Annotated in this window: 11 protein-coding genes; 4 read left to right on the top strand and 7 right to left on the bottom strand. The window is 60.4% G+C overall.

The genetic code is table 11. The features are described from left to right. Window positions 1–672 precede the first annotated feature (672 nt). From AC07RZ_RS04000 to AC07RZ_RS03985, 4 genes are all read right to left on the bottom strand, one after another. A complete protein-coding gene (locus AC07RZ_RS04000) occupies window positions 673–2025 on the bottom strand; it encodes a GntP family permease (RefSeq protein ID WP_144738792.1) in 1353 nt (450 codons plus the stop codon). 138 nt (window positions 2026–2163) lie between these two features. Next, window positions 2164–2547, bottom strand: a complete 384-nt coding sequence (locus AC07RZ_RS03995; protein ID WP_014005262.1) for a RidA family protein — start codon at window positions 2545–2547, stop codon at window positions 2164–2166. A gap of 26 nt (window positions 2548–2573) precedes the next feature. Next, complete coding sequence (locus AC07RZ_RS03990) at window positions 2574–4115, bottom strand: N-acyl-D-amino-acid deacylase family protein (protein ID WP_494666978.1); 1542 nt, start codon at window positions 4113–4115, stop codon at window positions 2574–2576. A gap of 1 nt (window position 4116) precedes the next feature. Beyond that, window positions 4117–4998, bottom strand: coding sequence for a MurR/RpiR family transcriptional regulator (locus AC07RZ_RS03985; RefSeq protein ID WP_092396354.1), 882 nt, complete (start codon window positions 4996–4998; stop codon window positions 4117–4119). A 174-nt stretch (window positions 4999–5172) separates the two neighbouring features. Between AC07RZ_RS03985 and AC07RZ_RS03980 the strand changes: the two genes are divergently transcribed. From AC07RZ_RS03980 to AC07RZ_RS03965, 4 genes are all read left to right on the top strand, one after another. Next, entirely contained in the window at window positions 5173–6486 is a 1314-nt protein-coding gene (locus AC07RZ_RS03980) for an amino acid deaminase (RefSeq protein ID WP_494666977.1), read from the top strand. A gap of 20 nt (window positions 6487–6506) precedes the next feature. Beyond that, window positions 6507–7427: a sugar kinase gene (locus AC07RZ_RS03975; RefSeq protein WP_494666976.1), complete on the top strand. Its 921-nt coding sequence runs from the start codon at window positions 6507–6509 to the stop codon at window positions 7425–7427. 65 nt (window positions 7428–7492) lie between these two features. Further along, window positions 7493–7750 (top strand): hypothetical protein, encoded by a 258-nt coding sequence (locus AC07RZ_RS03970; protein ID WP_494666975.1) that lies wholly within the window; start codon window positions 7493–7495, stop codon window positions 7748–7750. Window positions 7751–7816: 66 nt separating this feature from the next. Beyond that, on the top strand, window positions 7817–8509 hold the full coding sequence (locus AC07RZ_RS03965) for a gamma-glutamylcyclotransferase (RefSeq protein ID WP_494666974.1): 693 nt from the start codon (window positions 7817–7819) through the stop codon (window positions 8507–8509). 85 nt (window positions 8510–8594) lie between these two features. Here AC07RZ_RS03965 and AC07RZ_RS03960 read toward each other — a convergent pair whose 3' ends face one another. The 3 genes from AC07RZ_RS03960 to pssA form a co-directional block, all read right to left on the bottom strand. After that, entirely contained in the window at window positions 8595–10145 is a 1551-nt protein-coding gene (locus tag AC07RZ_RS03960) for a 2-isopropylmalate synthase (protein WP_494666973.1), read from the bottom strand. A 135-nt stretch (window positions 10146–10280) separates the two neighbouring features. After that, window positions 10281–10760: a peptidoglycan-binding protein LysM gene (gene lysM, locus AC07RZ_RS03955; RefSeq protein WP_144738784.1), complete on the bottom strand. Its 480-nt coding sequence runs from the start codon at window positions 10758–10760 to the stop codon at window positions 10281–10283. A 113-nt stretch (window positions 10761–10873) separates the two neighbouring features. Then, the gene (gene pssA, locus AC07RZ_RS03950) at window positions 10874–11749 is read right to left on the bottom strand and encodes a CDP-diacylglycerol--serine O-phosphatidyltransferase (protein ID WP_092396346.1); all 876 of its coding nucleotides are present in this window, start codon (window positions 11747–11749) and stop codon (window positions 10874–10876) included. Window positions 11750–11761: the final 12 nt, after the last annotated feature.

Genomic DNA, 11761 nt, shown 5'->3' with positions numbered 1-11761 from the left:
TCCAGGAACCTCTGGCTCAATTTCCGCGGCGGCGGCTACATCAGGAAAATGAGATGCAAGAAACTGACATGCTTGCCGCATCGTTGCAGGCGCATGATGCTGCGCGATGCTTCAGGCCAGGAACGACGCTGAATATCCGACATCAAACTTTCCATACAAAAATAATTCCATATGGAAATTAATTGTCATTTTAGACGTATTTCAAAGATATTGAATATCGAAGTAATGTTTATTTTGTTAGTTAACAATAGTTAACGTTTAATTTTTATTAATTAACATTTCAAGAATATTTTCTTACAATTTTGCATGGCAAATAAATGAGGCCCCGGCTCTTCGGTTCTACCTGATCCGAGACTGCAAGGCGCGGGCACGACGCAATAGTTGCCTATATACGACGACGTTCAGATAACACTAAATCCCGTTTATTTCCCGACCGGTCCGGATCAGGCACCGCCTTATTTTGTTAAATAAAAATATTTCTAGAATTAACAAAACAATGTTTCAAAAATACAACATTGCAGAGCTATCTTTAAATAAGCGATCGTCATAAGCGCTGGATACAAGACTAGATACAAGGCGAAAAAAACGGTTTGCAGAATGATGTTCTGCAAACCGTTTTGACGGCGAACGTTCCGCCCCGCCGCGGCGTTTGAAAACCGGCCTTGTGGCGGATCAGATCACTGTAGCCAATCCCAGGGTCAGCAACAGCGCCACTACCGAAATGATGGTCTCGGCCACGGTCCAGGTCTTGAAGGTTTCCGTCACGGTCATGTTGAAGTACTCCTTGACCAGCCAGAAACCGCCGTCGTTGACGTGCGACAGGATCAGCGAACCGGCGCCGGTGGCCAGCACCATCAGCTCCGGCCTGACTGTGACGCCGGCAGCGGTGACGATAGGCGCGACGATGCCGCAGGCGGTAGTCATCGCCACGGTGGCCGAACCGGTGGCAACCCGGATCAGCGCCGCCACGAACCAGCCCAGCAGCAACGGCGACAAATGCGCATTGTTGGCAAGTTCGACAATTGCCTTGGACACGCCGCCATCGATCAGGATCCGGCCGAAACCGGCACCGGCGCCAACGATCAGCGTGATGCCGGCGATAGGCGCCAGGCACTCGGTCGTAAATTTCAGGATCGCCGCACGATCAAAGCCGCGCGCCTTGCCGAAGGTATAAAAACTTACCAGTGTCGCAATCAGCAGCGCAATCACCGAGTTGCCGATCAGGCGCAGGAAATCGTTGGCAAAGGTTTTGGGAGTGAAAAACACGTCGGCCCAGCTACCGATCAGCATCAGCGCCACCGGCAACAGGATGGTCGCAATGGTGATGCCAAAACCCGGCAGTTCGCGGTTCTTGTCTTCTTCCACGAACTGGGCGATCAATGGATTGTCCGGATTCGGCACGACGAAGCGGCTGATCAGCTTGGCAAACAGCGGACCGGCGATGATCGCGGTAGGAACGCCGACGATCAGCGCATACATGATGGTGCGGCCGATATCAGCGTTGTAAGCGGTCACGGCGAACAGCGCGGCCGGATGCGGCGGGATCAGCCCGTGTACGACAGAAAGGCCGGCAACCATCGGGATCCCGACCATGATCATCGACGTCCCGGTACGCTTGGCGACGTTGAATGCGATCGGGATCAGCAGCACGAAACCGACTTCGAAGAACACCGGCAAACCGACAATCAGCGCCACCACCATCATGGCCCAGTGCACCCGCTTGGGGCCGAATACGCCGATCAAGGTGTTGGCCACGCGCTCGGCGCCGCCCGATTCGGCCATCATCTTGCCGAACATGGTGCCCAGCCCGACCACCAGCGCGATATGCCCCAAAGCGCCGCCGACACCGGTTTCGTAGGACTTGACGATGCTGGCCATCGGCATGCCGACCACCAGGCCCAAGATCACCGACACCACGATCAGCACGATGAACGGATTCATCTTTAACTTTGCGATCAGCACCACCAGTGCGATCACGGCAATCACTGCATAGAGCAGCAACATATTTCCCTGAACCATCTCCATCAAATCCTCCTAAAGTCCGATTTATTTTTTGACACCGCCACATGCCCGCTGCCGGCCTCGGCGCCGCACATCCATGACGGCGCCATTTTGCAACTATTCACTACCGGTTGCCAGTCTATTCGCCGGCCTGGACCCGGTTTATTTTTTATATGCGATGCAATCCACTTCCACCTTGCAATCGACCACCATGCTCGACTGCACGCAAGCGCGGGCCGGCGGGTTGGCGCCGAAATATTCCTTGAAGACCCGGTTGAACGACTGGAAATCGCGCGTATCGTCGAGCCAGACGCCGCAACGCACCACGTGTTCCGGGCCGTAGCCGGCTTCTTTCAGGATCGCCAGCACGTTCTGGATGGTCTTGTGCGACTGGGCGACGATGCCGCCGTCGATCACTTCGCCGTCCACCATCGCCACCTGGCCGGATACATACAGCCAGCCGTCGGCTTCCACTGCTCGCGCGAACGGCAAATGCTGGCCGCCGGTTCCCGAACCACCTTCAACACCATATCGTTTGATTGTCATGACTTCTCCTCGGTAAAAAACAAAATTCAACCAGCAAGACTGCCGCTGACGCCGGCCTGCCGCGCCAGGAAACGCCCCGCCCGCAACTCGGTCGGCGCTTTTTGCGCGCCGCCCAGGTAAGACAAGGCGCCATTCACCCATACCGCTTCGATGCCTTCGGCCGGCTGCATCGGATCGGCAAACGTGGCGGCGTCGCGCACGGTCTCGGCATCGAACAGCACCAGGTCGGCCCAATAACCTTCGCGCACCAGGCCGCGCTCGGCCAGGCCGAAACGCTCAGCCGACAAGCCGGTCATCTTGCGGATCGCCACGGCCAGCGGGAACAGCTTCTGCTCGCGGCTGTAATAACCCAGCACACGCGGGAATGCGCCCCACAGGCGCGGATGCGGCAAGGGATCGTTAGGCAGGCCGTCCGAGCCGACCACGCTGGCCGGATGGCTCAGGATGCGGTTGACGTCGTCGTCCTGCATGCAGTGATAGACGGCGCCGGCCGGCTGCAAGCGGCGCGCCGCCGCCATCAGGTCGACCTGCCATTCGGCGGCGATCTCGGCCAGCAGCTTGCCGCCCATGGCCGGTTCGGGCTCGGACCAGGTCACCATGATGTCGATGGTGTCGGTCACCTGTTTCAGGTCCAGGGTGGATGAGCTGGCGGTATAGGGGTAGCAGTCGCAGCCGACCGGCTGGTAGCGCTGGGCCTGCTCCAGCGCCTCCAGCACTTCGGCGCTGCGGCCCCAGTTTTCGACGCCGGCGCATTTCAGGTGTGAAATCACCACCGGCACCCTGGCGTGCTTGCCTATGCGGAATGCTTCATCCATGGCTTCCAGGATGTCGGCGAATTCGCTGCGCAAATGGGTCGCGTAAATCGCGCCTGCCTCGGCCAGCGGTTCCGCCAGCGCCAGCACTTCGGCGGTCGGCGCATTGATTGCATTGCCGTAGGCCAGGCCGGTGCTGAGCCCGAGCGCGCCATGCGCCAGCGCTTCGCGCAGCTGCGCGCACATGGCGGCGATTTCCGTTTCGGTGGCAGCGCGGTCCAGCCGGTCCATCTGGTTGCTGCGCAAGGCGGTATGGCCGATCAGCGCGGCGACATTGATCGCCGGCCGGGCCTCGGTCACGGCTGCGACATAGGATGCAAAAGTCGGATAGCTGAAAGCGCTGGCTTCGCCCAGCAGGTTCATCGGATCCGGCGGTTCCGCCTTGAGGCTGACCGGCGCGGCGCTGATGCCGCAATTGCCGACCACCACGGTAGTGACGCCCTGCGACAGTTTCGGCAGCATGCTCGGCGTGCGGATCACGTTGGTATCGTCGTGCGTGTGGACATCGATGAAGCCGGGACTCAGGACCTTGCCGCTGCCGTCCACCACCTGCCCGGCCTGCCAGCCGGCAAGCGCGCCGGCGCGGGCTTCGCTGTGCGGTTCGATATGCAGGATGCGGCCGCCGGCCAGCGCGACGTCGGCGACGTAGGCCGGGCTGCCGCTGCCGTCGATCACCGATACGTTGCGGATCAGGGTGTCGCAGCTTAGATCGCCGCCTGGCGCAGGCAATGCATTTGAATGTGAATCAGTGCTCATCTCAATCTCCCAACGGTTCGCGATTGCCGCCGCCGCGATGTGTATCCAGTGTGAATTTCAGGCGCCGCAGCAACTCCTGGCTGCGATCTTTTTGCAGCAATGCCAACTCTGTCATCAGCACGTCCAGCGCCATCATCATGGCGTAGCGCGACGATGAAGGCTTGAAAATGAAATCGGTTTCCAGCGACTTCAGCGGCAGCAGCACATCGGCCATTGCCGCCAGCGGCGAACCGAGGGCGGTGATCGCCACCAGCCGCACCCCGTACTCCTTGGCGATGGCGCAACTGGCGTTGAGTTCGGGCACGTTGCCGGTCGTCGACAGGGCCAGGATGACGTCGTCCTTGTCAAGCGTCGCCGCCACCATTTTCTGCAGCATGGCGTCGTGGTAGGTGGCCACCGGGCGCCCCAGGCGCACCAGCCGATAGCGCGCCTCATCCGACAGCATAGTCGAGCCGCCGCCCATGCCAAAGGCGTAAATCATGCGCGCCCGCAACAGCGCCTGCGCTGCCTGCAGCAAGTTGTCCTGGCTCAGCAAGCTGCGGTTGACCTCCAGCGATTTGTGGATATCGGCATAGACAATGTCGACGATTTGCGGAAGTTGGTTTTCAGCAATGGAATTTTCCACCCGCAAAAACCGTTGGCCGATCGCCGCCGCCTGGGCCAGGCGCATCTTCAGTTCGCGCACGTCGCGGCAGCCGATGGCCTTGGCAAAACGCGTCACGCTGGCTTCGCTGACGCCGGCCTGCCTGGCCAGGGTCTGGATGCTGGCGCTTGCCGCAAACGGCAGGTCGCCCAGGATTGCCTGCGCCACTTTTTGCTCAGCCAGGCGCAGCTGGCTGCTGCGTTCGGCGATGCGCGAGACAATATCGAATAATTGGGTCATCGGCTTAGGTCATCCGCTGCTGATCCAGCAACACAGGTGGAATGGCAATAAAAGCGCAGCATCCCGGCAACGGACACGGCAGGAAGAAAACGGAATGTTACTTTGTAACATATTTTTAATATAGTAAATTCAAGGATATGATTACGTCAAATGAATTCTGAAGGAGGAGATTTGATGACGAATGTTATTAACTATCACGGCGACTATCACAGCGATTACGAGAATCCGGTAATCGATCCCTTGAACAAAGGCTTGGGTGCATTCGAGCAGGGATTGCCTGCCGCCGAGGTCAAGGCGCGCAACTGGAACCTGCTGCGGGAAGACCTGAGCCTGCCTGCCGCCGTGCTGTCCGACGAGCGCATGACGCACAACTTGCAGTGGATGCAGCAGTTCGTAGCGGAATACGGCGTCAAGCTCGCGCCGCACGGCAAAACCACGATGGCGCCAAAACTGTTTGCGCGCCAGCTGGCCGGAGGCGCATGGGGCATAACCCTGGCGACCGCCCACCAGACCCGGGTCGCCTACCGGCACGGCGTGCGGCGCGTGATCATGGCCAACCAGCTGGTCGGCAAGCAGAACATGGCGCTCATTTCCGATTTGCTGGCTGACCCGTCCTTTGAATTCTGCTGCCTGGTCGATTCAGCCGACGGCGTCGACCAGCTAGGCGCGTTCTTCCAGGCGCGCAAGCAAAAGCTGCATGTGCTGCTGGAACTGGGGCCGGACGGCGGCCGCACCGGCATCCGCAATCCGCAGCAGCAGGCGGCGGTGCTGGCGGCGCTGGCGCGCTGGCCTGAGAGCATCGTGCTGGCCGGCGTCGAAGTCTACGAAGGCGTGCTGAAAGAAGAAGCGGATATCCGCGCTTTCCTGCAGCATGCGGTGGCCTGCACCAAACAGCTGGCCAAGGATGGCCGCTTTGCCGCCCGCACCGGCGGCGCGGCGCGGCCGGTCATCCTGACCGGCGCCGGCTCGGCCTGGTACGACGTGGTCGCAGAAGAATTCGCCAAGACCGAGATCGGCCTGCCGCTGGATGTAGTGCTGCGCCCCGGCTGCTACCTGACCCACGACGTCGGCATCTATCGTGCGGCGCAGGCGCAGATCCAGACCCGCAATCCTATCGCGCGCAAAATGCGCACCGAGCTGCAGCCGGCCCTGCAGCTGTGGGCGTATGTGCAATCGATTCCCGAAACCGGCAAGGCCATCATTGCACTCGGCAAGCGCGACGCCGCATTCGACGCCGGCCTGCCGTCGCCGGCGCTGCACTATCGTCCCGGCAGCCCGGCGCCGGCGGCCACCCCGGCGCACTGGCAGCTGACCGGCATGATGGACCAGCATGCGTATCTGCAGATCGCTGAAGGCGACGACATCAAGGTCGGCGACATGATCGGCTTCGACATCTCCCATCCTTGCCTGACCTTCGACAAGTGGCGCCAGATAGCGGTGCTCGATGCGCAGCACCAGGTGGTGGACGTGATCCAGACCTTCTTTTAATTTTTATGCCGGCACACGCAATGACTACAGATATCCTGGCCTATGGCGAAGCCATGGTGGAGTTCAACCAGCGGCAGCACGATGCGCGCATGTACTTGCAGGGCTTCGGCGGCGACACTTCGAACTTCTGCATCGCCGCGGCCCGCCAGGGTGCGCGCAGCGGTTATATCAGCGCGCTCGGCAACGATCATTTCGGCCAGAAACTGCGCGACCTGTGGCTGGCCGAACAGGTAGACGCCAGCCATGTCGCCAGCGATCCGCACGCCGCCACCGGCGTATATTTTGTTTCGCATGACCAGGACGGCCATCACTTCGACTACCTGCGCGCCGGCTCGGCCGCCAGCCGCTATGCCAGCGCACAGCTGCCGCTGGCGGCGATCGCTGCGGCCAAGGTGCTGCATTTGTCGGGCATCAGCCTGGCGATCAGCGAATCGGCTTGCGACGCCGGCCTGGCGGCGATGGCGCATGCGCGCAAGCATGGCGTACGCACCTCGCTCGACACCAACCTGCGGCTGAAACTCTGGCCGCTGGAACGGGCCCGCGAAAAAATGCGCGAGGCGTTTGCGCTGTGCGACATCTGCCTGCCCAGCTGGGATGACGTCAGCGCCCTCACCGGCCTTGACGACCGCGATGCGATTGTCGACGCCCTGCTGTCCTACGGCATCGGCCTGGTCGCCTTCAAGCTTGGCGCCGAAGGCTGTTATGTCGCCACCGCCGGCGAACGGCGCCTGGTGCCGGCTTACGGCGTGGAAGCCGTCGACGCAACCGGCGCCGGCGATTGTTTCGGCGGCGCTTTCATCGCGCGCCTGACGGCCGGCGACGATCCCTTCCGCGCCGCCCGCTACGCCAATGTCTGCGCCGCCCTGTCGACGACAGGTTATGGCGCGGTTGCGCCGATTCCGCGCGCAGCGCAGGTAGAAGAAATACTGGGTTCAAATTAGTTTACGGGCTGCTGCTTTGCCGCCGGCAGCCTGCCGACATCGCGGCGTTTTTCAAGGCTTCCAGCATGTTCCATGCTGCGCGCGGAACCGCCATCGTATCGACGCAAGGCAACATCCTTGTCAGCGAAAGCGGCTTGGCTGTCGACACGCATTTCACGGTCAGCGAAGGCGAATGCCATGTGGTGCAGCGCAGCGGCTGGGTGCGGCTGCAGGCAAGCGGCAGCGCGCCCTGTACGGCAGCCGTCGGCGCCGGCGCGGCTGCCGTTCCCTTGTGGCGACGCTGGTGGCAGCGAATGTTTATTCCGGCTGCCCTCAAGGGGTGAGGCAAGTCCGCCGCCAGTTTGGCAAAGCACTTGTTGCGGACGGCTGATCTGGCTTATCCTGTAGGCATGAGTATCACGCGTGAAGATCTTGAACAGGACCGCCTGCGGACCATCCTGGATAACACCCCGATTGCTTCCGCCCTGCTGTCCGAAGCAGCGCTGGAGGCGTCCTGGCGCGCCGCGCTGGCGTCCCTGCCCGATCCCGAAGGCGATGTCTGGCTGTTCGGCTACGGTTCCCTGATCTGGAATCCGATGGTGGAATACAGCGAGCGCGTGCCGGCCATGCTGTACGGCTATCATCGCGGCTTTTACCTGTATTCGCGCATCAACCGCGGCACTTGGGATAATCCCGGCCTGGTGCTGGGACTGGACCGCGGCGGCTCCTGCCAAGGCATCGCTTTCCGCATCCCCGCCATCAGCATCGAAACCGAACTGAAAATGCTATGGCGCCGCGAAATGATGACAGGCGCTTACCTGCCGCGCTGGCTGCCGATGCAGCTCAAGGGCAAGAACGGCCCGCGCGTCAAGGCGCTGGCGTTCGTCATGAACCGCCAGCATGAAAGCTATACCGGCCGCCTGCCGGACCTGAAAGTGGTTTCGCACCTGCGCGACGCCTGCGGACTCTACGGGCCGGCCAGGGATTATTTGCGGCATACCCTGGAAGGGCTGCTCAAGGAAGGATTCCGCGATCCATACCTGGCGCGGCTGTGGGCGCAACTGGAATCCGATCGAAGTTCATCAGGCAATTCCAAGCGCTAAGGCCAGCACTCCGTAGTTCGTTAAATAGGGTCAGAGTCGAATTATTGTTGTTCAATAATTCGACTCTGACCCTATTTAACTGCTGCTAGAGCTGCGGGTTCAGCTTCTCCGATTTCGAATGCAGCTTGTTGAGCGCTGACAGGTAGGCTTTGGCCGACGCCACCACGATATCCAGGTCGGCGCCGACGCCGTTGACGATGCGGCCGGCCTTGGACAAGCGCATGGTCACTTCGCCCTGCGACTGGGTGCCGGTGGTAATCGCATTGACCGAGAACAGCAGCAGCTCGGCACCGCTGGCCACCTTGGTTTCGATGGCATTGACGATGGCGTCCACCGGTCCGTTGCCCTCCCCTTCGCAGCGCGACTCCTTGCCGTCGATCGAAAACACCACGCTGGCGCTAGGCTTTTCGCCAGTCTCCGAATGCTGCGATAACGACACGAAACGATAAAACTCCTTGTCGTGCGAATGCTGCTCGTCCGAAACCAGTGCGATGATGTCTTCGTCGAATATCTCCGACTTGCGGTCCGCCAGTTCCTTGAAGCGCGCAAAAGCCGCATTCACTTCCGTCTCCGAATCCAGCGCAATGCCCAGCTCTTCCAGCCGCTGCTTGAATGCATTGCGTCCCGACAGCTTGCCCAGCACGATCTTGTTGGCGCTCCAGCCGACATCTTCGGCGCGCATGATTTCATAGGTGTCGCGCGCCTTCAGCACGCCGTCCTGATGGATCCCGGAGGCATGGGCAAAAGCATTGGCGCCCACCACCGACTTGTTCGGCTGCACGGCAAACCCGGTGATCTGCGACACCAGCTTGGACGCCGGCACGATCTGCGTGGTGTCGATGCCGATGTCCAGGTTGAAGTAATCGCGCCGGGTCTTGACCGCCATGACGATCTCTTCCAGCGCCGTATTGCCGGCCCGTTCGCCGAGTCCGTTGATGGTGCATTCGACCTGGCGCGCGCCGCCTATCATCACGCCCGCCAGCGAATTGGCGACCGCCATGCCGAGGTCGTTGTGGCAGTGCACCGACCAGATCGCCTTGTCCGAATTCGGAATCCGCTCGCGCAGGGTTTTCAGCATATGGCCGTACAGTTCCGGCACGCCGTAGCCGACGGTGTCGGCGAAGTTGATGGTGGTCGCGCCTTCCGCGATCACTGCCTCCAGCACCCGGCACAGGAAATCCATGTCGGAGCGGCTGCCGTCTTCCGGGCTGAATTCGACATCGTCGGTGAATTTGCGGGCATAGCGCACCGCCAGCTTGGCTTGCTCGAACACCTGGTCGGGCGTCATGCGCAGCTTCTTTTCCATATGCAGCGGCGAGGTCGCCAGGAAGGTATGGATACGTTTGCGTTCGGCCGGCTGCAGCGCTTCGGCAGCGCGCGCGATGTCCTTGTCGTTGGCGCGCGACAGGGAACAGACGGTGGAATCCTTGATGATGCCGGCGATTGCCTTGATCGCCTCGAAATCGCCGGGAGAAGCAGCAGCAAACCCGGCTTCGATCACGTCGACTTTCATCCGTTCCAGCTGCTTGGCGATACGGATTTTTTCATCTTTGGTCATCGAGGCGCCGGGCGATTGTTCGCCATCGCGCAAGGTGGTGTCGAATATGATCAGTTTTTCGGGCGAGTTGGCGGCCATGCTGTGCTCCTGATTGGTCTTGTAAACCATCAATTTTAAAGACTTTGAGGGAATCCGGTATAAAAATCACAAAGCGACGGCCGTAAAAAAACCGCCCGGGGCTTACCGGGCGGCTCTGTTCAGGTTGAATCCGAATTACTGTGGCGGAATACGCAGCATCTGGCCCGGATAAATCAGGTCAGGGCTTTTCAGCATCGGCTTGTTGGCTTCAAAAATTGCATTGTATTTGTTTGCATCGCCGTAGTACTGCTTGGAGATCTTCGACAGATTGTCGCCGCTGACCACGGTATACCATTGCGATTCATCGGCTGGCGTAGCCACGGTCAGGTTGTCGTTGACGCCGGCGACGTCCTTGACATTGCCGCAGCAAAGGATGATTTTCTCGCGGGTCGCCTGGTCCGGCGCCTCGCCGCTGGCGGTCACCGTCGACGACGCTGCGTCAAAGGCGATCGTCAGGCCGCTGGTGTCGATGCCTTGCGTGCCGACATAGGTCTTGATCGCATCTGCTGCCTTGTTTTGCAGATCTTCAACATCGGGAGCTGCAGCGATTTCCTCTGGCTTCTTCGTACCCAGCAGTTTTTCGCCAGCTTCTTTAAAAAAAGAAAGTAAACCCATTTTTTTCTCCAGTAGTAGTTGAAAAAGGATGATGCCACTAGCCTCGCTACCGTGCCGCTTGCAACCCAAGGTTTAACAACATTTAACCTTACTAATGTTTCACAGGCATTACCTTAGTCCTTATCGTCATGCTCTAGTTCCGTCTGCACGATGCTGACCGGCTTGCCCTTGAACCAGCGCCAGAAATACACGCCAAAGCCGGACAGGCCATACAGCACGAACAGGCCGAACAGCACCTTCGACGGATCGCTGAAAATCGCCACCAGCGCCAGCACCACCAGGAAGGCCGCGATGAACGGCATCGGTTTGCGCAGGTTGATGTCTTTAAAGCTATAAAAGGGGACATTGCTGACCATGGTCAGGCCGGCGTACAGGGTAATCGCCCAGGCTGCCCAGCTCAGCGATGCGCCGCGAAAACCGAGATCGTCCATCAGCCAGACAAAACCGGCCACCAGGGCCGCTGCCGCAGGGCTGGGCAAGCCCTGAAAATAGCGTTTGTCGACCACTGCGATGTTGGTGTTGAAGCGCGCCAGGCGCAAGGCGCCGCCGGCGCAATACACGAAAGCCGCCAGCCAGCCCAGCTTGCCCATGCCGCGCAAGGACCACTCATACACTACCAGCGCCGGCGCGGCGCCGAACGACACCATGTCGGACAGGCTGTCGTATTGCGCGCCGAACTCGCTCTGGGTATTGGTCAGGCGCGCCACGCGGCCGTCCAGGCTGTCCAGCACCATCGCCACGAAGATGGCGATCGAAGCCTGGTCGAAACGCAGGTTCATCGCCATCACGATCGCATAAAAACCGCAGAACAGCGCCGCCGTGGTGAAAGCGTTCGGCAGCAGGTAGATGCCGCGCCGGCGCCGCACCGGCGGCTGGTCCCCTGCGTCCTGGTCCAGGTATTCGCTGCGTTCGGTGTTCTTGTTCGGGCGCAGCGCCTTGGGGAACTGCGCGATGTTGTTCTTCGCTTTACGGCGCTTGAATGTGGCCATGTAAGTTCCGTT

The sequence above is a fragment of the Collimonas sp. GW821-FHT07E08 genome (genome assembly GCF_059418905.1).
The sequence above is the reverse complement of the archived record's forward strand: the minus strand, read 5'-3'. Positions and strand labels throughout refer to the sequence as shown.

Coding starts and splice junctions, on each gene's coding strand:
- AC07RZ_RS04000 (WP_144738792.1), bottom strand. CDS start 2,025: ATGGAGATGGTTCAGGGAAATATGTTGCTGCTCTATGCAGTGATTGCC.
- AC07RZ_RS03995 (WP_014005262.1), bottom strand. CDS start 2,547: ATGACAATCAAACGATATGGTGTTGAAGGTGGTTCGGGAACCGGCGGC.
- AC07RZ_RS03990 (WP_494666978.1), bottom strand. CDS start 4,115: ATGAGCACTGATTCACATTCAAATGCATTGCCTGCGCCAGGCGGCGAT.
- AC07RZ_RS03985 (WP_092396354.1), bottom strand. CDS start 4,998: ATGACCCAATTATTCGATATTGTCTCGCGCATCGCCGAACGCAGCAGC.
- AC07RZ_RS03980 (WP_494666977.1), top strand. CDS start 5,173: ATGACGAATGTTATTAACTATCACGGCGACTATCACAGCGATTACGAG.
- AC07RZ_RS03975 (WP_494666976.1), top strand. CDS start 6,507: ATGACTACAGATATCCTGGCCTATGGCGAAGCCATGGTGGAGTTCAAC.
- AC07RZ_RS03970 (WP_494666975.1), top strand. CDS start 7,493: ATGTTCCATGCTGCGCGCGGAACCGCCATCGTATCGACGCAAGGCAAC.
- AC07RZ_RS03965 (WP_494666974.1), top strand. CDS start 7,817: ATGAGTATCACGCGTGAAGATCTTGAACAGGACCGCCTGCGGACCATC.
- AC07RZ_RS03960 (WP_494666973.1), bottom strand. CDS start 10,145: ATGGCCGCCAACTCGCCCGAAAAACTGATCATATTCGACACCACCTTG.
- lysM (WP_144738784.1), bottom strand. CDS start 10,760: ATGGGTTTACTTTCTTTTTTTAAAGAAGCTGGCGAAAAACTGCTGGGT.
- pssA (WP_092396346.1), bottom strand. CDS start 11,749: ATGGCCACATTCAAGCGCCGTAAAGCGAAGAACAACATCGCGCAGTTC.